Below are 26236 nucleotides of genomic sequence, written 5' to 3' on the forward strand. Positions count from 1 at the left end.
GGCCGCTTCCCGGGGCTCTCGGTCAGGTGGCCGCGCCTTCCCACGCCTGGGAAAAATCGGCGATCAGGTCCTCCACGTCTTCGATGCCCACCGACACGCGAATCAGCCCGTCGCTGATGCCCAGGCGCTGCCGCTCCACCGCCGGCACCCCACGGTGCGAAGTGGTCACCGGCCGCGTGACCAGGGTCTCCACGCCGCCCAAGCTGGGTGCCACCACCGCGATGCGCAGCCTCTCTAAGAAGGATTCAGCGGCCTGCTCGCCCCCGGTCAGCTCGAAGCTCAGCACTCCTCCAAAGCCATCGAATAGCTCGGCGGCCCTGGCGTGCGACGGATGAGTTGCCAAACCGGGGTAGTACACGCGCCTCACCAGAGGGTGCCCAGCCAAGAAAGTGGCGATGCGCAGGGCCGATTGATTCTGACAGCGCACACGCAGCGCTAATGTCTTTAGCCCACGATAGAGCAGAAAACAGGCGTGGGGATCCAGGCAGGTGCCGAGGCGCTTCAGCCGGGTCGTCACTGCGTCCACCAGCTCCCTCTTGCCGACCACAGCCCCGGCGACCAGGTCCGAGTGCCCGTTCAGATATTTCGTGCAGGAATACAAGCTGAGGTCGAATCCAAAGTCCAGTGGCCGAAAGTTCACCGGCGTCGCAAAGGTGTTGTCAATGATGGCGACAAGCCCGTGTGCGCGCGCAAAGGCCACCACCGCTTGCAGGTCCGCCACCTCCAGCAAGGGGTTGGTCATCACCTCGACATAGATCGCCTTTGTCGTGGGCCGCAGGGCCTGGCGCCACGAGTCGGGGCGATTGCCGTCAACAAAGCTCACCTCGATCCCCAGAGCGGGGAGGTCGACAGCGAAAAGCTCGAGCGTGCCGCCGTAGAGGCAATTCTGCGCCAAGAGGTGGTCGCCGGACTTGAGGAGGGCGAGCACCGTCGTGCTGATGGCGGCCATGCCACTGGCCGTCACCACTGCTGCCTCGGCGTTCTCTAACGCCGCCAGCTTATTCTGCAGCACTTCGTGCGTGGGCGTGTTGTTGTAGCGACCGTAGCGCAGCACTTCGCCAGGCGCGCCGCGGTATTGAAACGTGGCCGACTGGAAAGTGGGCAAGGTGACCGCGCCCAGGATGCGTGGAGATGGCTCACCGGCAAGGACTAACTTTGTGTCTATCTTCATTCCGTAACCTCCGCGGGCAGGCCCGCAGCCGGGGCAAGGACTCAATCCTGCTCGGCGCGCACCTCGACTTCCAAGTGGTAGTGCTTAGCTTCTCCTGGCCCGAGCATGACCAGCGTGCCACGCTGCCGCTCGGCAACCCGCCCCTCAACATGACAGTTGGCAGGCTCAATGCCCAGGGCGTACACCCCAGCGGCAGGCATCTTCCACTCCACAAGGCGAGGAAGCGTGCTCCTTTCCCACCGCAGGGAAACCGACAATGCCACCTCGCGCCCAGCGACGGGGAAACGAGGGTTGCTCACAGTCACCTCGGCCAGCTCCCGCGCCCCAGCGGACAAGCCGTCGAGTTCGTGGTAATAAACACGCTCGGTGTAGCCAACAGTGGGCGGATCGAATCGGTCAAAGCCCGCCACGGGGACTTCCTTGTCGCGCGGGACAACTTTCCCCTTGGGGAAGCGCAGCACGGTCTGCTCCGACATCAGAGGGAAGCCGAAGTTAAAGTGGTAGAGGATCATGTGGGGCACTGGGGTGAAGCCAGCGTTTTCCACGCAGTCGTCGATGACGATGCGGTTCTTGCCGGCCAGGCTGCGGATCGTCCGATGCAGGCGCAGGTTCTCGGCAAAGATGCGCGTCTGCTCGACCAGGCCGGTGATCGTCATCTCGTATTCGTCTCCGCGCCACTCTGCCGTTACCCCCACCTGCCGGGCCGGGAGGTGATGGACGCGGCCGTGGAGGCCAAGCTCTTCTTCGCCATCCTGGCAGGGTGCTCCCACTTGCGTCAGGCCACAGGTGATGAGCAATCCGCCCGGCGCGGTGCGCAGCCATTCCAAGCCCCGCGGGTCGAAGTAAGCGGGGTGCACTTCGCCCGTCACCGCTTGCCAGCTCAGCGGTACGCCATAGAACTCGGTCAGCCCGATGTCCAGCGCCCGCGACGGATTCACGAAGTAGCTCAGCCCTGCTCCGGTGCGCACCCAAAGCACTTCCACGCCGGCCTCAGGTCCTTCGGCAAGGCGCATCCTGCGCACCCCGATATGGTTCTCGACTCTCCCCCAGCGAGCCTCAAGCTCCCGTCTTGTCCAGCTGCGCGCGTCGAGCTCCATGACATCACTCGTCTGTCCACTACCTGCCAGGTGTGCCATCACAGGCGACAATTGCTACACCCTGATGCTCTCCCGCCTCGGGGGCACGAGCCAGGGGAGCGTCAGCGACCACCAATGCGAGCCGGGCTACCTTTCTCCAGGGAACCCGGTGTGGCCAGTTCCGGTGCAAAGGGTCCGGAGGCCGGCTCCCTCCCCCGCAGCACTGACGCAACACGTGGGAGCCCTCGCCGGCAACGTCGCTTGGAACTCCCACCTCGGGCAGCAGGTCTGTCACGCTCTTGGGTTCGCCTGCAAGGCTTCTCACCGAAAGCAAGATCGGAGCCCCTTGGCTCGACACTCTCCTTCTACAGAGCCAACGAGACCGCGCTGGCCGTGGCGACCACGGCGACAAGCGCGGCGTAGGAGTACGCAGGCCTCACTGCCACCACATGTGCCCAGCGGCTCCGCAAACTGCGCGCCAAGCTCTGCCCGAGCCGGAAGGAGGCACTGCTCACGATTGCCGCTAATCCACCTTGGGCCAGCACGTAACGCATGATCTTGGGCAAGCCTCCCTGTGTCCACCAGTGATAGCGAACCACATAGGTCATGATGAGCGCGAAGAGGAGGAAGAAAAACCAAGTGGCCACGCCCACCAGGAGCGGCTGGGTGCTTGGGCCCGCCTTCACCCGGGGACCAAGCACCGAAACGGTGACTTCCACAAAGAAGGCAAGAAGCACCACGGCAAAGATCTGACAGCCGAAGAAGGGGACGTTCAGGAACTTGAAGAACGCCGCAACCAGCCCTGCGACAAGAATGGCGCCCGGCCTGCTCTCCAGCACATGGAGCATTCCTACCAGCATCACGGCGAAGGAAGGGAGCACCACAGCCCGGGCCGCGGTGCCGCTCCATGCAAGAGTGGCATCCATCAGCACTTCTGCCATGCCCCAGAGACTCCCGAGCATAATCGCCGCCATGAGCCAGCTCCGCTTGGTCACCATCCTTGTTCCTCCATTCCTTCGAAGGTGCTGCCCAGTCACCGCATCAAGTCCAGCATGTCGGCAATGCCCAAGTTGCGCAGGGTCTCGGCCTTGGGCACACCGTTCTCGTCCCAACCCATGAGCTTGTAGTACTCAGCCCTGAGCCTGTCCAGCTCCACCACCTGCCCCTTCGCTGGCCCAGCCGGAAGTGGCTCCGCCACGCACCTCTTGGGCAGAGTGTCGTCGTGGGCGGTAAAACCCTCACGCAGGTTGTACAAGCGCGCCAGGTTGATGATTCGCTCGCCCACATGGTCCAGTTCGCGCGGGCTGGCGTACTCCAGGCCGGTGCAGGGATTGACCATCTGCCAGACTTCCTTGAGGGTGATACCAAATTTGACGAAATAGCAAAGGATGAGGCAGTTGACCACGGCGCTGTCGGTCTGGTTCACTTTGAACAAGGCTGCCTTCCCTTCCGGCGTCAGCGGGTCGGCACCGCCAAGGATTTCCACCAAGGGGGAGCCGCGCAAGTGGCATGCGCCCCGCTCGGAGATGGCGTAGCTCAGGCCGACCCCTTTGGCGGCACGAGGCAGATAGCCGGGCATCTCTAAACCCTTGACGTGCATGGCAAAATCTGCGCTGCCAGGGAAATGCGCGCTGATTTCGCGTACCCCTTTCTCCACTAGCTCTCCGATCCCTTCGCCCTTGGCAATCTTCTCGGTCAATTGCACCAAGGCCTCGCCACTGCCCCACACCGCCTCGATCCCGTCCAGCTCCGCCTTGCCCACCATGCCCCGCTCGTAGAGCTCCATGACGAAGCCGATGATGTTGCCCACGGTGATGGTATCGACGCCGTACATGTCGCACAGGTAGTTGGCATAGATAATCGCCTCGTGGTCGGCAACGCCGCAATTGCTGCCCAAGGCAAAAATCGTTTCATAGTCGGGTCCGTCGATGGCGGTGTCGAACTTTGGCGAGTAGGCGATCTTCGAGCAGGCGATGGGGCAGCCTTCGCAGGCGATGTCCTTCTTCCAGTAGTGCTTGCGCCATACTTCGCCTGCCAGCGCCTCCGCTTTGTCGAATTGGCCATACTGGAAATTGCGGGTGGGCAAGGCGCCGGCGGCGTTGACCAACAAGACGATATTCGGGGTGCCAAAGTCAACCATTCGTTTGACCTGGCTGCTCATGCGCAGCATGCGGTGGGCAATCCAGACAGCCTCCTCGTACTCCTGGCGGTTGGCAACCTGCACCGAACCGGTTCCTCGCACGGCGATCCCCTTGAGCTTCTTGGAGCCCATGACTGCGCCGGTGCCTGCTCGCCCAGCGGTGCGCAGGCCGCAAAACACGCCCGAAAGAGTGGCCAACCGCTCGCCCGCGGGGCCGATCACTGCCGTCTGCACGTCTTGGCCATAACGTTCGCGCAGGGCGTTTGCAGTCTCGGCAGTGTTCTTTCCCCAGAGGTCAGATGCGTCCACTATTGCCACTGACTGGTTATCCAGAATCAGGGCCTTGGGCTCTTTGGCCGCACCCTTGATGACCACGGCGTCGTAGCCTGCGTACTTCAGGGTCTGACCAAAGAAGCCCCCGCAGTAGGAATCCATGTAAGTGCCGGTCTTTGGGCTCTTCGCCATCACGCAGAGCCGGCTCGAGGTGGGCGCGATGGTACCGGTCAGCGGACCCGTGGCGAAGATGAGCAGGTTGTCGGGACCGAGGGCGTCCACCTTAGGCGCCATGCGGGTGTAAAGCAGGTAGGAGCCAAGTCCTTTGCCCCCCAGGTAGAGGCGGGCTATGTCCTCTTCCAACTCCTCTACGCTGCACGCACCGCTGCTGAGGTCGACGGTGAGAATCTTGTTGGCGTAGCCTCTATTGTGCATGGACATGTCGCGCTCTCCGCTTCCACTCCGTGAGGACGATGGCGCCGCGCTTGCACCATTTTACGCACTCAGGGTCGCCCTCGCACAGGTCACAGACCACAGGGTAGCCATCCTCGGTGGAGATCAGGTCAAACGGGCAGGCCTCCACACAGGCGCCGCATTGCGTGCACAGGCTCCGTTCCAGAACGAGGCGCGAGTCAGGCCCAATGGTGAGTGCCCCGGTCTGGCAGGCATCCACACACTGGCCACACAGGGTGCAGACCACCGGACGGATAGGGCTGAGTTCGTCCCCTAGTGCAGGAAACTGGATACGCAGGCGCGCGCGTGTCTGGCCGTACCCTGGGCTGTGCGCGCGGACGCAGGCCACCTCACAGAGTTGGCAGCCCACGCACTGTGACGGAACCGGCTTGAGCCGCTGACCAAGGGCCCGCCGCTCTCCCAGGATCTCTGCAATGGTCTTGCCACCGTGCACCAAGGCGACGATGTCGGCCACCATCTTCTGAGGGTCCTTGGCCTTGGTGACGTTGCGGCCAAACACCGTGCCGCTGGCGCCGGCGCGCAGTGCCTCGTCCACCAGCTCCAAAGCGTCGCGCGGCACGTCCGACTTGGCACCGCCTAAGACCAGCACGGGCACACCCGCCTGATCTACTAACTGCTTGAATGACTTCACGTCGCCGGTGTAGGGGATTTTGAGCGCGTCGGCGCCGATTTCCGCAGCGATGCGCCCCGAGGCGATGAGGATCTCGGCAATATTCACACCGGTGACCATGCCGCCCACGGCCATGGGTTCAATGATCAGCGGCAGCCCCATCCTGCGGCACTCCTTGGCAAAGTCAGCCGCCTGCTCGATGTTGATGGCCTCGAACTCATCCCCGTAGCCGATGAAGTAGTAGATGGTAATGGCCGAGGCGCCCATGAGCAACGCGTCGCGGGCGCGAGAGGTGGCCATTTTCTTGAAGTTCACCACCGGCAACACGTTGCTGACATTGGAGGCACCAAGGCGGGGCATGTTCATCCAGTCAGCACGGATGAGCATTGCCGGCGAGTCCTTGCCGCGCAGCAGGTGGCCATGGCGCACCGCCGTGCCAAAGCTGATGAGAATGCCGTCGGCCCCACCGCGCACCACCAGCTCCAAGATGCGCCGCAGCTCCATGACATTGGGCGTGACATCCGACATCCAGCCGTGGTCGGCGGCGACGCACACGGCTCGCCCGTCCTTCGGGTTGAACAGGCGGTTCAGCCGCGCCGTCTTACCTGGGGAGCGCACCATCGCCAGCTCTCCTCTGGTGCAGATGATCGGCCAGCAGGGCCAACTGCCGGGCATAGTGGTCGCGGGCAACAGCCCTTTCCCCCACGACGATGCCGCGCAGGCCACTGTTAAGCACCTCGTCCACCTGGCTCGCCTCTGGGATCTCCTCTAAGCGGACAAGCACCGGCACGGCGATCCAACTGCCGATGGTGGCACAGGTGGCCGTCTCACATTGTGGGATGATCAAAACATCCGCGCCCAGCTCCTGCATGAACGACACACCGAGTTTGACCGACTCCTCAAAGTTGCCAGGCCCCACCTTGAAGCCGATAGGGCGAATGTCCACCACCAGCGGCAGAGCTAAGCGATAGCAGTCACGCCCCAGTAGCGACAGCGCTTCGATGTTCTTTGCCTCAGCTTCGTCGTCAAACCCGAGGAAGAGACTGGCAACCGCCGCACTGGCACCCAACGCTAACGCATCTTCGGCATCCGAGATGAACAGATGCTTGAACTGCGCAGCCGGCAGACAAAAGTCCGGCCCGCGGTAGGCGTTGCTCCAGTCCACGCGCACCAAGGGGCTTGCCCGCCTCCTGCCCCCAAGCAGCTCGGCGTGATGCTCGGCCTGCCCCGGGTTCAGGATAACGCCGTCCAGGATCTCGGTCACCTTGCGGAGGACCTCGTCAATGTGCGTGAGTCCAGCGGTGGCGCCCACAGAAGCAGGCAGCGTGGTGTCCAAAAGGAGCGCCCTCCCGTCTGCTGCACTGATGAAGTCACTGATGCGGATCGTCTTGCCTATGTCGACTTCCATCCTTCCTCCGCGAGTCGGCCCGAAATATGCCCCAATTCAAGCACCTGGACACCTCAAGAGCGTGCCGAACGCTCAGCTGTTCTTGGCGGCCTGTTCCCGTTTCTTCTTGCTCAGCGTGCAAATCTTAAGAGGAACGTAGAGCGGGCAAAAACCGACAATGCCGGTGAGGAGAAAGACCACTGCCACGATGCCGAGAATGATGGCCAATGTGCCCGAGATGAGGTTCAGAATGTACAGCAGCGCGATGACCAGCGCCACGAAGATGCGCACGGTCCTGTCGATGGAGCCCATGTTCTTCTTCATGATTTCCTCCGCTCTTGGGTGGGATGGTTGTTCAACTGTCGAAAGCGACTCTTGACTGCTCCAAGTCAGGGCGTCTCACCGCCCACATGGTCACTGCCTTTGTGCCTGGCGGAATTTACGAAATAGCAAAGTCCCAGTCAAGCGAATTTGCTGGCGAACATGGGCAGTTCAGGCAGCACATGGCGGAGGGCGAAACGCTCCAGCTACGGCTCCGTCTTCCTGTGGGAGCCGCCTGCCTTGGCGGTTGAACAGAAAGGCAGCGAGCGCCTGGTGGCTCATTTCCCGCCGTCCTCTGGGGAGGCACTCCCCGGCGGTCTTAGAGGATGAGCTTGAGCAGCTCGAACGTGCCGGCCGCCACCAGTGCTGCGCCGGGCATGGTCAGAATCCAGGTGACGACAATGTGCAGAGCCACGCCCCAGCGAACCGCGGAAAGACGATGCGTGGCACCAACGCCCATTATGGCGGTGGAAATGACGTGGGTCGTGCTGATCGGGGCGCCGAGCAGCGTGGCCATAAGAATTACCGCACCCGCGGAAAACTCGGCGCTGAACCCGTGCACCGGGCGGAGCTTGACCATCTTCATGCCCATCGTCCTGATGACCCGCCACCCCCCCACCGAGGTGCCCAAGCCCATGAAAAGAGCCGAACCCACGATGACCCAGGTCGGGACGTGAAACTCCTTGATGAAGCCTCCCACCAACAGCGCCGCGGTGATGATACCCATGGCATTCTGCGTGTCGTTGGTCCCATGGCTCAGCGCCATGAAGGCAGCAGAACCAATCTGGCCGAAGCGGAAGAACCTATTGACGCGGGAGGGCATCATGTTTCTCACGATCCAGAAGATAAGCACAAGCAGGATGTACCCCCAGACGAAGCCCAAGACCGGCGACACAAGCATAGCGATGAATATCTTCTTCAGCCCTGCCAGCTTTACCACACCCAGTCCGTGGGCCGCACCTGCCGCGCCCACAATGCTCCCCACCAGCGCATGGGTGATGCTGATGGGTATGCCCGCATAGGTGCACCCGGCGCTCCACACACTTGCGCCCACCAATGAGGAGATGACTACCATCTGGTCCATGGCCGAAGGGTCTACGACCCCTTTACCCATGGTCCTGGCCACGGCGGTGGTGAGAAAAGCTCCCAGGACGTTCATGAGCCACGCTAAGAAGATGGCCTGAGCGGGAGTCAAAGCGCGGGTGGAAATGGTGGTGGCGATGGCATTGGCCGCATCGTTCATGCCATTGAAAAAATCATACGTCCACGCGAGGGCGACGACAATAGCCAAGAAGGTCAGACTGTCGAAGGGGTGCATCGCCTCCTGCTCACACGTTCTTCACCGAAATCGCCTCCAGCACATTGGCCACGTCCTCGCAACGGTCGGTGGCCAGCTCCAGGTCCTGATAGAAATCCTTAAGCTTGATTATCTCAATGGGGTCAGCGTAGTTGTGGAAAAGCTTGGCAAGACCGTGGCGGAACACCCTGTCCCCTTCGTTCTCCAGGCGATTGATCTCGATGCAATGCACGCACATCTGCGCCGGGTGGCGAAGGAGGCTCACGCCGCGCACAATCTCGGCCGAAGCCTCGGCGATGATTTTCGCCAGTTTCACGGCATCTTCGCCACGGTTGGTCAATTCGAAGAGATAGACGCGATCGGCGGCAGAATCAACCAGGTCAATCACATCGTCCAGGGCGCGACAGAGGGCGTAGATGTCCTCGCGATCGAAAGGGGTGACAAAAGTGGTGTTCAGTTTGTTGATGATTTCGTGGGTGAGCTTGTCGCCCTTGTGCTCCAGCTCCTTGATCTGACGACCAAAGCGCTCGGCTTCCTTCCCGGACTCGAGCATCTGCACAAGGAGCTGCGCCGCTTCCTGAATGTTGGCGGCAGCCTCGGCAAACATCTCAAAGAATCGCTCGTGCTTCGGAAGAATCCTCATCGTTTGCGCACCTCGCCATGAAAGTAGACGGCTGTCACGGAACAAAGACGGCCGGACAATATACAAAACCCAACTTTCCCTGTCAAGACATTATTTCCGTTGCAGTAGGTTTGCCACTGACGCCGTCCTGCTTTGTACCCGCATCGTGGCCCGCCCCCTGCGCCGGGTACCAACCGCCGCCTGCACGGCTTGCTTCCTCGCTCGCCAACGTCTCCATCCCGGCGAACGACCTGCACACACGTGGCCACGTCGCGGAGCCGGCGCCCATCGTGCCGGCACAAGAACGCCGCCCAGTCTGGACAGGCATGGGCGGCGTCTTGATGTGGACGACAGAGCAATGCTCTTCTGGCTCGCGTTGCGCGGGATTTACGCCCTCGCGTATCCTTCCCAGCGCTGGCGCAACTGGGGGTCCCGCACAGTCTCGAGCAGGTAATCGGCAAACTCGTGGCCGGTGGCTCCCGTGTCTCGCCCTGTGATGACCAAGCGCTTCTCGAATTGCCCGCAGATATCCAGGGCCATCTCCAGGCGCTCGGCCTTGTCCGGGTAGCCGATGTGGCGCAGCAGCATTGCGCCGGCGCGGATCATACTGCAGGGGTCTGCGTACTTGCCCCTTCCCTCTTTGATCATGCGCGGCGCCGAGCCATGGATCGCCTCAAACATGGCGTAGCGCTTGCCGATGTTGGCGCTGCCGGCAGTGCCCACCCCGCCTTGGAACTCCGCCGCCTCATCGGTGAGGATGTCGCCGTAGAGGTTCTGAAGGACAATGACCCGGAACTGCGTGCGCCGCTTCGGGTCCACAAGCTTGGCAGTCATGATGTCGATGTACCAGCCTTCCCAGGAAATCTCGGGGTAATCTTTGGCGACTTCGCCGGCGACCTCCAAGAACAGCCCGTCAGTGGTCTTCACCACATTCGCCTTGGTGACCACGGTAACGCTGTTGATTTTGTTCTTGTGCGCATAGTCGAACGCCATGCGAATGATGCGCTCGGCCCCCTGGCGTGTGGTCACGGTGAAATCGAAGGCCAGGTCTTCGGTCACCTGGATGCCCTTGCTCCCCAAGATGTAGGCGCCCTCGGTGTTCTCACGGAAAAAGATCCAGTCGATTCCCTCCTTGGGCACCTTTACCGGACGGACATTGGCAAACAGGTCCAAGGCACGCCGCATGGCGACGTTGGCGCTCTCAATGTTGGGGTAAGGTCCCCCCTTCTCCGGCGTGGTAGTGGGGCCCTTCAGGATTACGTGGCACTTCTTGATCTCCTCGAGCACATCATCAGGGATCGCCTTCATGTGCTTCACGCGATTCTCGATGGTCAATCCCTCGATGGTTCGGAAGAGGACTTTGCCGGACTTGATTTCGTCGGCCAGCATCTCCTCCAGCACCCGCTGTGCCTCAGCCGAGATGATGGGTCCAATCCCGTCGCCGCCGCACACCCCGATGATGATGGGCTTGAGGATAGAGTAGTCGATCCAGTCCTGGGCCTGCTTCATCTGCTCCACGCGGGCCAGCTGCTCCTCGACAAGCTTGCCAAAATGAGCCTTTGCCCTTTCGATTGCTTCCTGGTTCATCTTTTCCTCCACTGCACGACTTGGTCGCTGCTCCCTGCTTGCCAACGGCTATTGCTGCCCTCTCGTGTAGTTCAGCAAGCCGCCGGCAAGGATGATCGCCCGCTGTCGTTCGCTCAACTCGTAGACCAACTCCAGTTCCTCGCCTGTGGCTACTTTGCGCGCTATGAGCGGTTGCCCTTTCAGCAGCCGCATCTTTAACTCGGGCAGCTCGAGTTGGTCCCCCTGGGCAAGACGCTCATAGTCCTCTTCGACCTTGAAACGCAGCGGCAGGATGCCAAAGTTGATGAGGTTGGCCGTGTGAATGCGCTCCAAGCTCTTAGCAATCACCGCCTTGACGCCGAGGTACATGGGACAGAGCGCGGCATGTTCTCTGGACGAGCCCTGGCCGTAGCTCCAACCGCCCACCACGATGTTGAACACCCCCCTTTCCTTGTTCTTCATACAGCGCTCCGGGAAGGTAGGGTCGATCGGCTCGAACACGAAGGTTGCATACTTGGGCACGTTGGAGCGGTACTTGAGGCGCGAGCCGGCAGGCATGATGTGGTCGGTGGTGATTTTGTCGCCCACCTTCAGTGCCACTTCCACGCGCAAGGCATCTGGCAAAGGCGTGTTGGTGGGCGGGTCACCGATGTTGGGGCCACGCAGAATCGTCACCTTTTCTGGGTGCTCCGCAGGCGGAAGAATCAAACTGTCATCAATGGTGAACCGCTCCGGCATGGGGATGGCCGGATAGGGCATCCCTAAGTCGCGGGGATCGGTGATCCCGCCGGTGAGTGCACAAGCGACGGCCGTCTCCGGGCTGACCAAGTAGACCTGTGCCGACTTTGTGCCGGAGCGGCCCTCAAAGTTGCGATTGTTGGTGCGGATGGAGACGGCATTGGTGGGAGGAGCCTGGCCGTTGCCGATGCAAAAGCCGCATGTTGCTTCCATGATGCGCGCGCCCGCGGCAATGAGGTCGCTCAGCGCGCCGCTGGCGGCAATCATGCGCAGCACCTGCTTGGACCCCGGAGCAACAACAAAGCTGACCTCCGGATGCACAGTTCGCCCTTTCAACACCGCGGCCACGGTCAGCAGGTCCTTCACCGAGGAATTCGTGCAGCTACCGATGCACACCTGGTCAACCTTGGTACCCGCTATGTCCCGAACGCGGCACACATTGTCGGGGCTGTGCGGCTTGGCAATCATCGGCTCGATGGTGGAAAGGTCCAGTTCGATCACCCGGTCATACTCGGCGTCTGGGTCAGGAGCAAGCAGCACCCACACGTGCTCGCGCCCCTGTGCCTTCAGGAATCGCCTGGTTACCTCATCGCTGGGGAAAAGCGACGTGGTCACTCCCAGTTCGGCGCCCATGTTGGTGATGGTCGCCCGCTCTGGGACCGACAGCGTGGCGATGCCTGGCCCGCCGTATTCGATCATCCAGCCCACATTGCCCTTGGTCGTGAGCATCTCAAGCACCTTGAGGATGACGTCCTTGGCGGCGACCCACGGCTGCAGTTGACCGGTGAGCAGGATCTTCAGGACCCTTGGATAGGTGAGGTAAAAGGCGCCACCACCCATGGCCACCGCCACGTCCAGTCCGCCCGCGCCGATGGCCATCATCCCCAGGCCGCCGCCCGTGGGGGTGTGGCTGTCTGAGCCGAGCAGCGTCTTGCCCGGCACGCCAAATCGTTCCAAGTGCACCTGGTGGCAGATGCCATTTCCCGCCTTGGAGAGATAGATCCCGTACTTGGCAGCCACCGACTGCAGGTAGCGGTGATCGTCGGCGTTCTCGAATCCGTCCTGGAGCGTGTTGTGGTCGATGTAGCTCACCGACAGCTCGGTCTTGACGCGAGGAATCCCCATGGCTTCGAACTGAAGATAGGCCATGGTGCCGGTGGCATCCTGGGTGAGCGTCTGGTCGATGCGGATAGCCACCGGCTCGCCGGCCTTCATTTGGCCTTCCACCAGGTGAGCAGCAACAATCTTTTGAACAAGATTCTGTCCCATGATGGCCCTTCACACTCCTTTTCTCGACGAGGAGACACCTCGACAGGCAAAGGGGCTGCCCTCAAGGGCACGAGGGCAGCCCCAGGCCGCAAGACTACGCTGCGCCGACTTGCTTCTTGACCCAATCGGTTCCTACCGACTTCGGGCGCTCGATGGGTGCACCCATGGCGCGACCGACGATCAGTTGCGCGCACATGCCCAGAGCTCGCGAGACGCCGAACAGCACCGTGTAGTAGTCGAACTCCTTGAGGCCGAAGTAGTAGAGTAGCGCCCCTGAACCGGCGTCGACATTAGGCCAGGGGTTCTTGGCCTTGCCATGGGCCTGCAGCACCTCCGGCACCACCGCAAACAGCCGGTCGACGATCTGGAACACCTTGTCCTGCGCGCAGACGCGCTTGCCAAAGGCGTGGAAAGCGGTGAAGCGTGGGTCGGTGGCCCGCAGCACCGCATGTCCATAGCCAGGAATGACCTTGCCTGAATTCAGGGTGTCCCAGGCGAACTTTTTCAGCTCCTCATCGCTGGGCACGCCTTTGTACTTCTCCAGGATCTCCAACACGAATTTCAGGCATTCCTGATTGGCGAGCCCGTGCAGAGGGCCGGCCAACCCGTTCAGTCCCGCAGAAACCGCATAGTAGGCATCCGAAAGAGCCGAGCCCACCAGGTGGCAGGTGTGAGCGCTCACGTTGCCGCTCTCGTGGTCGCTGTGCAGCACCAGGTACAGGCGCATCAAGTTGGCGAACTCCCCGGTGGGGTCATCGAACCCCAGCATGCGCACATAGTTCGCACTCCAATCCAGCTCTGGGTCGCCCTTGATAAGCTTGCCATCCTTGAAACGGATGCGGTACACACCCGCCGCCACCGCCGGCAGCCGTGCCAAGAGATTGAGCGAGTCCTCCAGCATCGGCTCCCAGTACTCGGTCTTGGTCATGCCCTCGTCGTAGCGCTTGCGGAACAGCGATTCGCGCTCCATCACCAGGATGGCCGTGTCGAACATGGCCATGGGGTGCGAATCCTTGGGCATCGCGCGCAGCACAGCCCACACATACTCCGGGACCTTCGCGCGCTTGGTGAACTCATTGCGCAGGTCCTCCAGAGCGGCCTTGTCGGGCAGCTCTCCGGTGCACAGCAGATAAAACACCTCCTCGGGCGTCTCGTCGGTGAGCTGGGCGATGGGTATGCCTCTGATAATGAGCCCCTTCTCTGGATCCACCAAAGAAGTGTCGCAGATCAGAGACTTGACACCGCGCATGCCGCCGTAGGCCTGGGCCACGGTGACTTCGGAGATGACCTTGTCACCGTGGGTTTTGACCAGGTTGGCAATGTCTTCTCGCAAACGCGGGATCTGCTCAGCCAGTTTCTGCTTCAAGGTTGCCATGCGCCACCCTCCTTTTGGTGCGAAGCCCTACTGACCTAAATATCCCTTAGAAACCGACTTTGATGTTCGCTCCACCGACTGCTCGCAACGAGCGTGCTTGCTTCCGAACTGCTTCCCTGCCGCCGGTGCTCTGGGCAAGACAGCATCTCTCCGGCAACGGGCATAGCGCATCCTGCCGGCGCCGCTCAGCCAGCATCAACGTGCACCCGAGGCGCGGAAGGGGCTCGGCCCAAGTCTTCTCACGGTGTCCACAAAGTTGTTGACCATCTGCTGGAACTTGGGCGCCTCGGTGGCCAGGATCCACTCTAATCGGAGCCTTCGCGGGTCAACGCCGAACTGCCGCAGCATGCTGCGCAAAAGGGCAAACCGCCGCATCGTGCGGAAGTTGCCGCCGACGTAGTGACAATCGCCTGGATGACAACCGGCGATCATCACGCCGTCGGCGCCACGGCGCAGCGCTTCGATGACAAACTCTGGCTCCACGCGCGAGGTGCACTCCATGCGCACCACGGCAAAGTTCGGCTGCATGGGCAGCCGCGCCACGCCTGCCAGGTCCGCAGCCGCATCGGCACACCAGTCACAACAAAGCACCAAAACTTTAGGTTCGAACGCCGCAGTCACGCCTCTCTCCTTGCCTCAGATTCCGTCTCTCAGCTCAGCGCCGCGCCGATCACCGCCATGAGCTGGTCGCGGGTCCTGCCCTGCTGTCGCATGGCGCCACTGGCACAGGCCGCCACACAGCAGCCGCAGCCAGTGCACATGGCCTGGATGACCTCGGCGCGCTCCTTGTAACGCCCGTTCTCGCGCACGCGGTTGATGCGAATGGCATCGAACTCGCAGGCGCCTTCACAGATTCGGCAACCCGTGCAGAGCTCTTCGTCAGGGTGAGCGTACACCCCTTGCCAGGACAGTTCACCGCGTGTCAGCAGTGCCGTGACCCGCGCCGCAAGGGCATGGGCATGGGTCACCGACTCGCGCAACGAGCGTGGCGAGTGCGCCAGGCCGCCGACAAACACGCCTGCGCGGGCAAGGTCAAGCGGCCGGAACTTGCTGTTGACTTCGGCAAAAAACCCATCTTCATCCAATGGCACGCGCAATACCTTGCTCAGTCTGCCGTTCTTGGCCGCGACCACACCGGTGGAAAGAACCACCAAGTCTGCGGTGAACAGGAGCATCTCGTCGATGATCTTGTCCAGCACAAGCACTTCCAGTTTGCCATTCCGCTGTCTGACCACCGGCTTCTGGGCTAAGTCGTAGCGGAGAAAGATTACCCCGGCCTCCCTGGCCTTGGTGTAGTATTCCTCGCTGAAGCCGTAGGTCATAATGTCCCGATTGAGCACGTAGACCGCCAGGTCTGGGTTGGCCGTCTTGAGGGCAAGGGCATTCCGGATGGCCTGCGAACAGCAGATGCGGCTACAGTAGGGCCGCCGCTCATCGCGGGAGCCCACACACTGAATCATGACCACGCACTTGAGCCGCGAGGGGTTCAGTTTGCCCTTGGCGAGCCGTTGCTCCAGCTGGGTCTGGGTGAGCACCCGGCGGTTTTTCCCATACAGGTACTCCTTGGGTTGGTACTCGACGGCACCTGTGGCCACCACCACCACCCCATGCTGCAGCTGGCGCTTCGCCCCGGAGGCCCGCCGCACCGTCGTGCGGAAGTTGCCCACGAACCCATCAAGACGTGTGACCTCCGAGCGGAGATGGACGGTGATGCGCGGATTGGCTCTGACCTTCTCGATAGTCTTCCGCACAAAATCGGCGACGTCCAGTCCCTCCAGGGTGCGGTCGAAGAGCAGCGCGTTGCCCCCGAGCTCTCCGCTTTTCTCCACCAAGTGGACGGCGAAGCCCTGGGCGGCGATGTCCAGGGCGGCAACCATGCCGGTCACCCCGCCGCCGATGACCAGCGCCCGGGGCGTGACCTTGAGCACGCCCGGCGGTGCGGCAGTCGTGCTGCGCAGGCGCATGGCCGCTGCGTGGAGCAGGAACCTTGCCTTCTCGAGTGCCATTCCGCGGTCGGCGTGAATCCAGCCCACCTGCTCCCGCAACGGAACTACCTCCAACATGCGGCGATCAACTCCTGCCTCCGCCAACATCTGGGCGAAACGGTCTTCGTACAGGTGAGGTGAGCAGGCGCCAAACAGCACCCGGTTCAGCCCCTGCGCTCGGATGGCCTCTTTGACCCCCGCCAGGGTCGACTGGAAGCAGAGCAGGTCCACCACCGCTACATGCGCAACTCCGGGGAGGTTCCTTGCCGCACTGGCCAAGGCCTGCAGGTCGAGAACCTCCCCGACCTCTCCCTGGCACCTGCAGAGAAAGACTCCAATGCGCGCTTCTGCGCCTCGATGCTCTGCGGGGCTCAACGCCTGGTGTGCGCCGCCATGGTCACGCCGGCCAGGCTTGACCACGAGGGCTGCTTGTGCGGCAGCGGCAAGGCCCTGCGCCACGCTCTCGGGAATATCGCGGGGCGCAGTCAGCGCGCCACAGGCAAAGACCCCGGCCCTTCCGGTGCTCACCGCAGAGAAGCCCGGGTACGAGACAAAGCCGTGCCGGTTCACCTTTGCCCCTATGGCCGAGGCAAGCGCGGCGCTCTGCTCGGCAGGGCCCAATCCCACCGAAAGAACCACCAGTTCGAACTCGCGCCGCTGGAATGAGCTGTCCTCGGCCTCGTACACCACGACCAGATTCTTGCTCGCCGGGTGTTCCTCCACCGCGGACACGCGGCAGCGCGTGAACGCCACTCCCAGTTCCTGTTGGGCCTTCTGATACACGCGGTGATACCCCTTGCCGAAGGCACGCACGTCCATGTAGAAGATCTGCGACTGTATTCCTGCCGCCTTGAGGTGCGCTGCCTCCTTGATGGCAAACATGCAGCACGCCGACGAGCAGTAGTCGTGCTCGGCGTCCCGGGAGCCCACGCACTGGAGAAAAGCCACCGAAGCCGGAACTTTGCCGTCGGAGGGACGGCGCACGGCCCCTTGCGTCGGCCCGCCCTCGCTGGTGAGCCGCTCCAGCTCGGTGCTGGTCACCACGTTAGCAAATCGGCCATAGCCAAACTGACTCAGCGAGGAGGGGTCAAATTCTTTGAACCCAAGGGCAGCCACAATCGCCCCGACGTGGAGGTACTGGGTGGTCGGTCCGGCATCCAGGGAGATGGCGCCGGTGGGGCAAATGCGCACGCATTCACCGCAGCGCGTGCAAGCGGCCGCGTCGATGGTGTACAGGCGCGGAATACCCAAGCCGTGGCGCACGTACACCGCCTTGCGCACGCTCAGCCCCTGGTTGAACTCGTCCTGGACCTCCACTGGACATACCGGAATGCAGCGGCCACACGTGATGCACTTTTCCGGGTCCACAAACTGCGGGCTCGTCACCATGGTGGCCACGAAGGCGCCAGGCTTGCCTTCCAGCGCGGTGAGCTGGCTATCAAAGACCACCTTGACGTTCGGGTAGAGGAGCCCACGCCGCAAGCAGAAGCCGGACACCCCTTCACCGGGCACGGCCGGCAATAGCTTGCACAAGCCGCAATCGTCGGTAGGGAACAGCCTGTCGAGCTGCAGCACCTTGCCGCCTAGCATCGACGACTGGTCCACCAGGTAGACGGGCACCCCCATGTCCGCCAGTTCGATGGCGGCGCGAATCCCGGCAACGCCTGCTCCCACCACCAGGACTGCTTGAGTCTTCTCGCTTCGCTCCGCCACGTGCGTCGTCCCTCGCGCTTCTGTTGGTGGATATCCCTTAGGCGGCAGCCGCCGGTGACACCTTGGCCAAAACCGCGTCTGGCCGCACCTTGTTCAGGCGGACCCCAAGGTCCTTCGGGTCGTACCCCATGGCAAGTCCCAAGACCTGGGGATAGAAAAAGACCGGAAGGGCGATTTCACGCTGGAACTGCTCTTCCACCTTCTTCTGGTTGTCCTCGTAGAGCACGCTGCAGAACGGGCAGATGGAGATGAGCGCGTCGGCCCCGGCAGCCCGCACATCACTCAACTTCAGGCCCGACAGTCCAAGCGCCGTCGTCTGCTCCACACCTAAGATGGCGCCACCGCAGCAGTACTTCTTGGTCTCGTAGCGGATAACTTCGGCCCCGGTGACAGCCACCAGCTCGTCCAAAGAGCGCGCCGCCTCGGGGTCGTCGAAAGCGTCATAGTTCCCTTTTGGGCGCACGAAGTGGCAACCATAATGCGGAGCCAGTTTCAGCGTCGTCAGGGGTCTGGTCACGTGCCGACGCAAATTGTCGATGCCATAGTCTTCGTACAGAATTCGCGCAAAGTGTTTCACTTTGACCGTGCCCCGGTACTGGCGATTGATCTTGCGCAGCTGGCGGTTCACCTGTCGCAACAGTTCAGGGTGCTGCTGCAGCTCGAGATTGGTCTCGGTGAGCACCGCCGAACATGCGCTGCACAGGCAGCAGACGTCCAGCCCTTGCTCCTCGGCCACCGCCAAGTTGCGCGCCGCCATGAGCAGAGTGGTCTGCGCATTGGTGGACTTGACAGGAAAGCCGCAACAGGAGAAATCCTCCACGTCCACCAACTCGATCCCCAGCCCGCTGGCAACCGCCCGCACGGCCACTTCATAGTTCTGGCTGCGGATCGGCACCGTGCAGCCGAGAAAGAGGGCGTACTTCATGGCTGATTGGCCTCCGCCGCTTCGGTGTACTTGCCCATCCCGGTCATGCGAAAGATCTCCTGCACCTCGGGGAATGTCTTCCTGACCGGGGGAAGGCCTAAGCGCTGGCGCTTCTTGTTGTCAAAATCCTCCACCTCATAGAGGCGGCCAAACCTGCCCACTAACTCCGCCTGCTGGCGGAAAGTGGGGTGCAAATAGCCCTCGCGCGCAGCGATGTTCTTCACGGCAGTCATGATATCGGTCACGCGCACCCCTTGCGGACAACGGTCGGCGCAGGTGTAGCAGCCAGAGCAAAGCCAGATGAAGTCACTGCTCAGCACCCGCTCCCTCATGCCCAGCAAGATCATATGCACCAGCTGCCGGGGATTGTAGCGCGCGTCCACGGCGTGCACGGGACAGGCGGCTGTGCACGTGCCGCAGGCAAAACAGCGCGCACTGAGCTCGCCCCCTGGCTCCTTAGCAACCTCTCGCCAGAAGCTGGGGGTCAACTCCTCGAATCTGGTCATCGGCTTGCTGCCCTTCACGTTCGCCACGGTCAAGCTCCTCATCGCCTGCGTCATCTACCGTGCGTTCATAATGGCCATGGAAAAGTCCTCGGCGGTCACGCCTGGCGTTTCCACTTCGTGTTCATCGCAGAATTCGCCCACCCGCTGCACAATGTCCTCGGGCTGGCGCTTTATCCCCTTCAGGGAGTTCTCCAAGCCAGCCAGTTCCTCCTTGGGATAGAAGGTGAAATCGCCGGAAATGCCGAGGTCTTTGATGCGCTCCCGCTCCACCTCCTGCACCGTGCGGATCAGGCCGCCTGGGGCCTTGTGGATGCCGAAGGAGATCTCCACGCCCTCCCGGATCTTCACCCCTGTGGCCACGCGCGGCGTCTTCTTGAAGAGGAACTCGGGGGAATTGAACTCCTGCTCCAGCCGCGCCATGGTCGCCCAAAGCTCGCTGGTCATCTCGGCCGGCTCCAGGGGGCCCACCAGCCGCGTGAAGTGCCGCACCAAGGCGCGCTTGATCTCTTCGCGAGGGGGCAGAGCACCGAGCTCGCGCTTCATGGTGGTGAGGTTCTCCTCCATGCTCTTGAAAATCTTGTCGCGAAACTTTTCCTCCGGCACCTTGAGCACGCGCACCATGGTCTCATAGTCAAAATCCAAGAGGATGCCGCCGACGAAAACCATGCAATCGCCGATGTTAGCGCCGCCTTCGCCGGCGATCTTCCGCCCTTCGCCGGTGACGATGTCATTGACCGGCCGGAAGCGGGCCTTGATGCCGAACTCGCGATAGGTCTCCACCGGAGCCTGGGAGAACCACTCGTAGATTTCGCTGATTTTCTTGGGGAAGTGGGGGTTGGAGCGTCGCCAGATGAGCTGGTAGAAGATCTGGTTCCCATCCAGATAGGTGGTGCCGCCGCCTACCTCGCGGCGCATGGCGGGAATTTTCACCTTCTCCAAATACTCCAGGTCAATCTCCTGCTTGGCGTCCTGGAAGTAGCCGATGCTCACCAGCGGGTCTTGCGGCGAGACGATGACCAGGCTCTCCACGCCCATGCGCGCCAAGGCGTGGAAGATGAGCATCGAATTCTGACCGGGAAGCTTGTCCAAGTAAAAGAGCTGCATGCCCGACCTCCGTGTTCGTTTCACCAAGGGTCTCCCTTGCTCCGTCTCGGGCCTGCTATGCCCGTCATCCCCCAATGCAGTGCACCGCCTTCAAGCGCCAGCCGAGCGCAGCGCGTCCCACACCAAGTCTGCCACGTCGCGCACGACGATGTCGCCCTCCCCTGCCTCAGCCAAAGACGTAGCGCCCTTCTTGAGGGTTTGCTCGCAGGTGGCACAAGAGGTGACGATGGTCTTCGCCCCTGTGGCCATGGCCTGACGCACCCGGTTGCGCGCCAATTGCGCGGAGAGCTGCTCGTTGGAGGAAAGAATGCCGCCACCGCCACCGCAGCAGCGCGTGGTGTTCTTGCTCTTCGGCATCTCCTTCACTTCCGCGCCAATCGCGCTCAGCACGCGCCGCGGCTCTTCCACCACCTTGGCACCGCGCGCCAAGTCACACGGGTCATGATAGGTGACCGTCACTTCCAGCTTCTTGACCTTGTCGGCCGGGAGCTTTTCGGCCACCGCCTGCAAGAAGTGGCGCGTCGGGATACCGTACTCCTCTTTGAGGAAAACCGTGCAGGTGGGACAGAAGGTGATGGTGGGCTCTTTGGCCAGCATCTGGGCCAAGCGCTTCTTGTGCTCCTCGAATTTGTGCACAAAGCCCAGAGAGACCAGGGGAAACCCGCAGCAGATCTCCTCCTGCACTTTGGGCTTGAGGCCGATCATCTCGAGTATCTTGAGGTACTTTTTCACCTTATTCGGCCGCGCCAAGAACTGGCAGCCGATGAATACGCGCACCTCCCCCTCCTGCTTGGGCAACATCACTTCCTGGTCCCCGAAGATGTTGCCCGAGGCCATCACGTTCTCTGCCAGCATGATCTGGCCGGGGAAGGCCAGCCCCATGTCCACCAGCTCGGCGCGCGCCGCCCGCACGATCTGCGGCACTTTGACCTTGGAGGGGCAGCGCCGCTCGCAGTCCCCGCACATGGTGCATTCGTAGATCCTCTGCGCCACGCTTTCGTCCGCCTGGATCTCGCCGGTGAGCATGCCGTACGCCAAGATGTTGCGCCCCCGTGCCGAGGTGCCATCCCAAAGAATCTCGTCAAAGGGCGGACAGACGTTCTTGCAGTACCCGCACAGAGTGCAGGTGATGAGTTCGTTCAGCCACGGTTTCAGATATTCGCCTTTCATTGCGACACCTCCACAGGGTACCGTAGGTGGGTGATGAACCCATTTTCCCACTCCTGAATCTTGTGCGGGTTCATGATGTTGTTTGGGTCCAAAGCGCGTTTGACAGCCTTCATCGCCGCGATCAAGCTGGCGCGCTCCTGGCGGAAGTACGGCGTCTTGGTAATGCCAATGCCATGCTCACCGGTCACCGTGCCGCCCAGCTCCAGCACAATGTCATAGATTTCCTGCACTGCCTTGTCCGCCTGCCGCCAGTGGTCCGGGTTGGTGGGATCCATGAGCACTTTGGTGTGCAGATTGCCATCACCGGCGTGGCCGTAGGCGGGGATTTCGATGTCGTAGCGGTCCGAGACCTCCTGGAAGCGCACCACCGCCTCCGGCACTTTGGAGATGGGCACGGACATATCATCAGCGAGCATCACCGTGGCGTATTCTTCGCGCAGGGCGCTCAGCGAGGGGATCATCTGCTTGCGCCCCTTCCACAGCTCCTCCAGGCGCTTGGGGTCCTCACTAAAGTCCATGGACACGGCGTTGTTCTTCTTGCACACCTCGGTGACCTTTGCCAGCTCCTCCCGCACCGCCTGCAGATTGTTCCCGTCCACTTCGATGAGCAGGATGGCATCGACCTCGGGCAGCCCCAGGCCGGTGGCCTTGTTGACCGCCTTGATGCAGGTGCCCGACATCAGCTCCATGTTCGACGGCAGGATAGGCACAGCGATGATGTCGGACACCGTTTGCCCTGCCTCGCGGATATGGGCAAACGCCGCTACGCACCCTGCGCGGTAGGTGGCCAAGGGCACCAGCTTGAGGGTGATTTCGGTGACGATGCCCAAGGTTCCTTCCGAGCCGACGAAGAGCTTCTCGAACTGGTAGCCGCTGGCCCCCTTCACTGAACGGGCACCGCACCGGGCAATATCGCCGGTGGGCAACACCACCTCCAGGCCAAGCACGACGTCCCGCGTGGCCCCGTACTTCAGAGCCTTATCACCCGAGGCGTTACAAGCAACCATGCCGCCAAGCGTTGCCGCCTCGCTGCTGGCAGGACCGGGGATGAAGAACTTGTACTTTTTCAGGGCCGCGTTTAGGTGGTCGCACACCACCCCTGGCTCCACCACGCAGATCAGGTCCTCGACGCAGATCTCTTTGATCTTCTTCATGCGCTGCAGGTCGACCACCACGCCGTGGTCGATGGGCACCGAATGTCCACAGAGGGCGGTGCCGGCACCGCGCGGCACCACGGGGAATTTGAATTCGTTGGCCAGCTTCACGATCTGGGCGACCTCCTGCGTGTTGATCGGCTGCACGACCACATCCGGCACCTCGCGGTGGATGCCACCGTCAAAGGCGTAGACGTAGCGCTCGGCGATGCTGGTCTTGCAGCGGTCTTCGCCCACAATGCTCTGCAGTCGTGCGATGACCTCTTTCTTGAGCGCCATGATCTTTCTCCTCTCTTTCGGTTCTCCGTGCCGCTCAATCCAACAGTGGCACGGTGATGCTGCCATCCATCAAGAAGATCACCTGACAATCAGGTCCTTTTTCTGCCAGCGCCTCGTCCAAGGCCTCCTGCACGCTGCGGAACGGCTTGATGAAGATTGCCTCAAGGTCCTTGTCCGGCAGGTCGGTGACCCCCCAGACCTGTGCCCAGGTATTGATCTCCGCCATCTTCGCTGCCTTGTGATAGCCGAGTTTGAACTCCTTGCCGATTCTTTCGATGGTGGCCCGGGGGGAGTCGCAACTGGAAAGCAGATCGAAAAAAGTGCGCTCGCCGATGCCGGTGCGGCACTTGGAGACCATGATGAGAATCCCGCCCTCTTTGAGCGCTAACTTTCCGTTGTCCAAGGCCTTCTGCGATTGATAAAGGTCCACATCCATTGGGTAGGGTGCCACCGAGACCACCACATCGGCCTTGCCGCGGATTTTCACGGTAAAGACCTCGTTGGCCTTGGCAATGCACGCGCGGAAGGAAGCATGGAGATCGCCTGCTGCTGCTGCATAAATACGCCGGTCCCGATCCAGGACCGTTTGGATGGAAAAGATCTCCTTGTCGGCGATGCTGCGCAAGGCATCGATCATGTCCTCGTGCACCGGGTTGCCTTCCAGCACCAGCGCCTTAGCCTCCAGGCGCAGCGCGTGCTTGTGGTTCTGCTCAATGGTCGCATAGGAGGCAATGCCCGGGAGGAAGGACTTGCGGCCGCCCGTGTAGCCGGCAAAATAGTGGGGCTCCACCGAGCCGATGATGACAATCTTGTCCGCCTCCACGCCCATGCGGTTGACGTACATTTCGGTGCCGTTCACCGAGGTGCCGATGTGCACCATCTCCTCCTGCTTGCGGCAGTCGTGGACGTAGATGCGATCTTTCAAGTAGGGATAATGACGCCCAAAGATAAAGTCGTATTCCTCCTGCGTCGGTGCCCGGTGCACACCGGTGGCAATCAAGAAACGGCTTTTTGTGAGAGGAATCTTCGGCTGCAGGATGTCGAGTATCTTGGCGGTAGGAGTGGGGCGCGTGCCGTCGTTGACAATGAAAAGAACGTCTCGGGCGTCAGACAGGAATTCGTCGAACGGGCGCGATTGCAGCGGCGACGAGATTGCCGCCATGAGTGTTGCCATCTCATCGCCGACCACTACAGAGTTGGGGTGAAGCACGTGCATCACGTGGTGGTCGGCGATCTCCACCTGCTGCGCCTCTCTGCCGTACGGGATCGCAAGTCTCACCGTCGCTCTCCTCGCGGAAAGTGGACAACGCTCTGCAGCACCCCTCGCGCTGCTTACCCCTCGTTCGGCGGAGCACAAAGACCGCGCGGGCCCACTACTTCTTCTTTTCGCGCTCCACCCGCTCCTTCTCACCTTCAAGGTACTTGGGGATGTCGCCAATCTTCATGAGGCCGGCAAGCTGGGCATCCAAGTCAGAGGCCTCGATGACCATGATCCACCCGTCACCATAGGGGGACTTGTTAATCAGGTTGGCCGTATCCTCGAGGGCGTTGTTCACCTCGGCAATGGTGCCGGTGAGTGGGCTGACGATTTTGCCCACCCACTTGCTGGATTGCAGCTTGCCCACCGTCTCCCCTTCAGAGACCTCGTCGCCTTCGAAAGGCAGGTCCACGTAGACGATCTCCCCTGAGAGCTTTTGGTAAAAGTCCGTCATCCCCACTCTGGCGCGGCCATCGCCCTCGGGCTTGACCCAAGTGTGCTCCCTGTGGTAGTAGAGATCGTCCGGGTAGTCGTAACCTTCAATTTCCATGGCTCCCTCCTTGGTGATGCCGCAATGCAGGACAATTTGCCGAGCGCCACCGCCCGGAAACTGCACGCCCGTGCGTGGCCATCCCCGCTGGCACGGGCGCACGCGTGCGGCAAGGCCGCGCTATTATACAAAATTCCCCCCTCAAAGTCAAGCAAAACCGGCCAGCTTCGTCGGAAACGAATGGTTTTCAAACTGCATGCCATGCGCCAAGACTTGACGCCGCCAAGGCACCTCCACATTTACAGGAAGTTAGCACACCTGACGATCGCCCTCGTGGCCATGTCGAAGCGAATGCTTCCCAAAACTGGGAATGCCCGGCAAAGCGGTTGGCATTTTTGGGAAAGACTCGCTGGCGCCCTCCTCCGCGCTTTCCGCTTGCTTGACAGGAGAAAATGTCGTAAAATAGCAACACAGGGAAACATGAGGCGCAGTATGAACGACCAGGCTCGGCAACAGGAGAGCATTCGCACCATCATCAGCCAACGAGGGTTGCGCTATGCCGGCGATTCTCCGCTGGACAACGTGCTCTTGCCGGAGCCAGCAGACCCGCAGGCGTGTCAGGAATTCCTCCGATTCATGAAGCGCTATTCCTTCCGCTTGCTGCTGCGGGATGTCATCAAGTACCGCGCCGGCTTTCGCGCCGAGGACCTGCTGCACTACTGCTCGCCGCGCAAGGCCCAGCGCTACGTCGACTACTTGCTCCGGGCAAGGGTGATTGCCCCAGGCGAAAGTCAAGACACCTTCCGGCTGCGAAACCAGGCGGTGTACAGTTTCGGGGACACCTTAGAGTGGTACGTGGCGCAGCTCTTTGCCCAGGCCTTTGCCGCCACTGTGGGCTGGGACGTCAAGGTCTACGATTTGCCGGCAGGCGGCGACTTTGACGTGGTTGCCCTCTTGGGTGAGCTGCTGGTCTACGTGGAGACCAAGTCCAGCCCACCCAAGAACATCCATCAGCCGGTGGTGGCCGCCTTCTTCGACCGCGTCGAGGCTTTGGCGCCAGATGTGGCCATCTTTCTGGTGGACACCCACCTGCGCCTGGCTGACAAGATCAACAAGATGGTGCGCCACGAGCTCAGACGCAGGACAGGAGGCCAGGCGACGGTCAACTTGCGACCACTACGCCGTGGCGTGTACGCGGCCTCGGCCGGGCTGTTCGTCATCAACGGCAAGCCGGACTTGACACTGAATCTGCGTCTCTGTTTGCGGCACTTTTGGGCGCAGCGCGCCCGACAACGGCTGTTTGGCTTGGCACCACAGGAGTGAGGAGACAAAC

At 61.7% G+C, this 26236-nt stretch carries 22 protein-coding genes and 2 pseudogenes; 1 reads left to right on the forward strand and 23 read right to left on the reverse strand.

Translation table 11 applies throughout. The features are described from left to right. Positions 1 to 22: 22 nt before the first annotated feature. The 23 genes and pseudogenes from NUW13_03980 to gcvH form a co-directional block, all read right to left on the reverse strand. Positions 23 to 1171, reverse strand: coding sequence for an aminotransferase class I/II-fold pyridoxal phosphate-dependent enzyme (locus NUW13_03980; protein MCR4438186.1), 1149 nt, complete (start codon positions 1169 to 1171; stop codon positions 23 to 25). Positions 1172 to 1212: 41 nt separating this feature from the next. After that, positions 1213 to 2268 carry an aldose 1-epimerase family protein gene (locus NUW13_03985; GenBank protein MCR4438187.1) on the reverse strand — a complete coding sequence of 352 codons (1056 nt, stop codon included), beginning with the start codon at positions 2266 to 2268 and terminating at the stop codon, positions 1213 to 1215. A gap of 344 nt (positions 2269 to 2612) precedes the next feature. Beyond that, positions 2613 to 3245, reverse strand: coding sequence for a hypothetical protein (locus tag NUW13_03990; protein MCR4438188.1), 633 nt, complete (start codon positions 3243 to 3245; stop codon positions 2613 to 2615). A 35-nt stretch (positions 3246 to 3280) separates the two neighbouring features. Then, positions 3281 to 5101, reverse strand: a complete 1821-nt coding sequence (locus tag NUW13_03995) for an aldehyde ferredoxin oxidoreductase family protein (GenBank protein MCR4438189.1) — start codon at positions 5099 to 5101, stop codon at positions 3281 to 3283. Then, a complete protein-coding gene (locus NUW13_04000; GenBank protein ID MCR4438190.1) occupies positions 5085 to 6365 on the reverse strand; it encodes a 4Fe-4S binding protein in 1281 nt (426 codons plus the stop codon). The genes NUW13_03995 and NUW13_04000 overlap by 17 nt, the downstream gene beginning before the upstream one ends. Continuing rightward, positions 6346 to 7152: a hypothetical protein gene (locus NUW13_04005; protein MCR4438191.1), complete on the reverse strand. Its 807-nt coding sequence runs from the start codon at positions 7150 to 7152 to the stop codon at positions 6346 to 6348. Before NUW13_04005 ends, NUW13_04000 begins: the two co-directional genes overlap by 20 nt. A gap of 72 nt (positions 7153 to 7224) precedes the next feature. After that, positions 7225 to 7455 carry a DUF2892 domain-containing protein gene (locus NUW13_04010; GenBank protein ID MCR4438192.1) on the reverse strand — a complete coding sequence of 77 codons (231 nt, stop codon included), beginning with the start codon at positions 7453 to 7455 and terminating at the stop codon, positions 7225 to 7227. 316 nt (positions 7456 to 7771) lie between these two features. Further along, on the reverse strand, positions 7772 to 8770 hold the full coding sequence (locus NUW13_04015; protein MCR4438193.1) for an inorganic phosphate transporter: 999 nt from the start codon (positions 8768 to 8770) through the stop codon (positions 7772 to 7774). 10 nt (positions 8771 to 8780) lie between these two features. Further along, positions 8781 to 9392 carry a DUF47 family protein gene (locus NUW13_04020; protein MCR4438194.1) on the reverse strand — a complete coding sequence of 204 codons (612 nt, stop codon included), beginning with the start codon at positions 9390 to 9392 and terminating at the stop codon, positions 8781 to 8783. A gap of 366 nt (positions 9393 to 9758) precedes the next feature. Beyond that, on the reverse strand, positions 9759 to 10958 hold the full coding sequence (locus NUW13_04025; protein ID MCR4438195.1) for an isocitrate/isopropylmalate family dehydrogenase: 1200 nt from the start codon (positions 10956 to 10958) through the stop codon (positions 9759 to 9761). A gap of 48 nt (positions 10959 to 11006) precedes the next feature. Further along, on the reverse strand, positions 11007 to 12944 hold the full coding sequence (locus NUW13_04030) for an aconitate hydratase (protein MCR4438196.1): 1938 nt from the start codon (positions 12942 to 12944) through the stop codon (positions 11007 to 11009). Positions 12945 to 13038: 94 nt separating this feature from the next. Then, positions 13039 to 14319 (reverse strand): citrate (Si)-synthase, encoded by a 1281-nt coding sequence (locus tag NUW13_04035; GenBank protein MCR4438197.1) that lies wholly within the window; start codon positions 14317 to 14319, stop codon positions 13039 to 13041. Positions 14320 to 14514: 195 nt separating this feature from the next. Then, entirely contained in the window at positions 14515 to 14940 is a 426-nt protein-coding gene (locus NUW13_04040; GenBank protein MCR4438198.1) for a hydrogenase iron-sulfur subunit, read from the reverse strand. Between the two features lie 29 nt (positions 14941 to 14969). Then, a complete protein-coding gene (locus tag NUW13_04045; protein ID MCR4438199.1) occupies positions 14970 to 16196 on the reverse strand; it encodes an FAD-dependent oxidoreductase in 1227 nt (408 codons plus the stop codon). Continuing rightward, a pseudogene (locus NUW13_04050) lies at positions 16168 to 16347 on the reverse strand (hypothetical protein). The gene NUW13_04045 and the pseudogene NUW13_04050 overlap by 29 nt, the downstream one beginning before the upstream one ends. Before the next feature lie 416 nt (positions 16348 to 16763). After that, positions 16764 to 17978 (reverse strand): annotated as a pseudogene (locus NUW13_04055) (FAD-dependent oxidoreductase). Positions 17979 to 18054: 76 nt separating this feature from the next. Next, positions 18055 to 18942 (reverse strand): CoB--CoM heterodisulfide reductase iron-sulfur subunit B family protein, encoded by an 888-nt coding sequence (locus NUW13_04060; GenBank protein MCR4438200.1) that lies wholly within the window; start codon positions 18940 to 18942, stop codon positions 18055 to 18057. Next, a complete protein-coding gene (locus tag NUW13_04065) occupies positions 18939 to 19475 on the reverse strand; it encodes a 4Fe-4S dicluster domain-containing protein (protein ID MCR4438201.1) in 537 nt (178 codons plus the stop codon). Before NUW13_04065 ends, NUW13_04060 begins: the two co-directional genes overlap by 4 nt. Before the next feature lie 27 nt (positions 19476 to 19502). Further along, positions 19503 to 20576, reverse strand: coding sequence for a lipoate--protein ligase (locus tag NUW13_04070; GenBank protein MCR4438202.1), 1074 nt, complete (start codon positions 20574 to 20576; stop codon positions 19503 to 19505). Between the two features lie 66 nt (positions 20577 to 20642). Further along, positions 20643 to 21722, reverse strand: a complete 1080-nt coding sequence (locus NUW13_04075; protein MCR4438203.1) for a (Fe-S)-binding protein — start codon at positions 21720 to 21722, stop codon at positions 20643 to 20645. After that, positions 21719 to 23155 (reverse strand): FAD-binding oxidoreductase, encoded by a 1437-nt coding sequence (locus NUW13_04080; GenBank protein ID MCR4438204.1) that lies wholly within the window; start codon positions 23153 to 23155, stop codon positions 21719 to 21721. Before NUW13_04080 ends, NUW13_04075 begins: the two co-directional genes overlap by 4 nt. A gap of 34 nt (positions 23156 to 23189) precedes the next feature. Continuing rightward, the gene (larA, locus tag NUW13_04085) at positions 23190 to 24434 is read right to left on the reverse strand and encodes a nickel-dependent lactate racemase (GenBank protein ID MCR4438205.1); all 1245 of its coding nucleotides are present in this window, start codon (positions 24432 to 24434) and stop codon (positions 23190 to 23192) included. A gap of 94 nt (positions 24435 to 24528) precedes the next feature. Next, a complete protein-coding gene (gene gcvH, locus NUW13_04090; GenBank protein ID MCR4438206.1) occupies positions 24529 to 24963 on the reverse strand; it encodes a glycine cleavage system protein GcvH in 435 nt (144 codons plus the stop codon). Positions 24964 to 25395: 432 nt separating this feature from the next. On the opposite strand from gcvH, the gene NUW13_04095 reads away from it, so the two are divergent. Beyond that, complete coding sequence (locus NUW13_04095; protein ID MCR4438207.1) at positions 25396 to 26226, forward strand: hypothetical protein; 831 nt, start codon at positions 25396 to 25398, stop codon at positions 26224 to 26226. Positions 26227 to 26236 lie beyond the last annotated feature (10 nt).

The sequence above is a fragment of the candidate division KSB1 bacterium genome (genome assembly GCA_024655945.1).
Taxonomy (GTDB): Bacteria; Zhuqueibacterota; Zhuqueibacteria; order JANLFK01; family Oleimicrobiaceae; genus Oleimicrobium.

Bases quoted from the DNA above. Each gene is read 5' to 3' on its own strand.
- NUW13_03995 (MCR4438189.1), bottom strand. From the start codon at position 5,101: ATGTCCATGCACAATAGAGGCTACGCCAACAAGATTCTCACCGTCGAC.
- NUW13_04080 (MCR4438204.1), bottom strand. From the start codon at position 23,155: ATGGCGCTCAAGAAAGAGGTCATCGCACGACTGCAGAGCATTGTGGGC.
- NUW13_04060 (MCR4438200.1), bottom strand. From the start codon at position 18,942: ATGAAGTACGCCCTCTTTCTCGGCTGCACGGTGCCGATCCGCAGCCAG.
- NUW13_04000 (MCR4438190.1), bottom strand. From the start codon at position 6,365: ATGGTGCGCTCCCCAGGTAAGACGGCGCGGCTGAACCGCCTGTTCAAC.
- NUW13_04045 (MCR4438199.1), bottom strand. From the start codon at position 16,196: ATGGTTGCCGCCCTGGACATCGCCGCCCAGGGCTTCGCCGTCCACTTG.
- NUW13_04015 (MCR4438193.1), bottom strand. From the start codon at position 8,770: ATGCACCCCTTCGACAGTCTGACCTTCTTGGCTATTGTCGTCGCCCTC.
- gcvH (MCR4438206.1), bottom strand. From the start codon at position 24,963: ATGGAAATTGAAGGTTACGACTACCCGGACGATCTCTACTACCACAGG.
- NUW13_04020 (MCR4438194.1), bottom strand. From the start codon at position 9,392: ATGAGGATTCTTCCGAAGCACGAGCGATTCTTTGAGATGTTTGCCGAG.
- NUW13_04005 (MCR4438191.1), bottom strand. From the start codon at position 7,152: ATGGAAGTCGACATAGGCAAGACGATCCGCATCAGTGACTTCATCAGT.
- NUW13_04030 (MCR4438196.1), bottom strand. From the start codon at position 12,944: ATGGGACAGAATCTTGTTCAAAAGATTGTTGCTGCTCACCTGGTGGAA.
- NUW13_04095 (MCR4438207.1), top strand. From the start codon at position 25,396: ATGAACGACCAGGCTCGGCAACAGGAGAGCATTCGCACCATCATCAGC.
- NUW13_04035 (MCR4438197.1), bottom strand. From the start codon at position 14,319: ATGGCAACCTTGAAGCAGAAACTGGCTGAGCAGATCCCGCGTTTGCGA.
- NUW13_04025 (MCR4438195.1), bottom strand. From the start codon at position 10,958: ATGAACCAGGAAGCAATCGAAAGGGCAAAGGCTCATTTTGGCAAGCTT.
- NUW13_03990 (MCR4438188.1), bottom strand. From the start codon at position 3,245: ATGGTGACCAAGCGGAGCTGGCTCATGGCGGCGATTATGCTCGGGAGT.
- NUW13_03980 (MCR4438186.1), bottom strand. From the start codon at position 1,171: ATGAAGATAGACACAAAGTTAGTCCTTGCCGGTGAGCCATCTCCACGC.
- NUW13_04075 (MCR4438203.1), bottom strand. From the start codon at position 21,722: ATGAAAGGCGAATATCTGAAACCGTGGCTGAACGAACTCATCACCTGC.
- NUW13_04010 (MCR4438192.1), bottom strand. From the start codon at position 7,455: ATGAAGAAGAACATGGGCTCCATCGACAGGACCGTGCGCATCTTCGTG.
- NUW13_03985 (MCR4438187.1), bottom strand. From the start codon at position 2,268: ATGGAGCTCGACGCGCGCAGCTGGACAAGACGGGAGCTTGAGGCTCGC.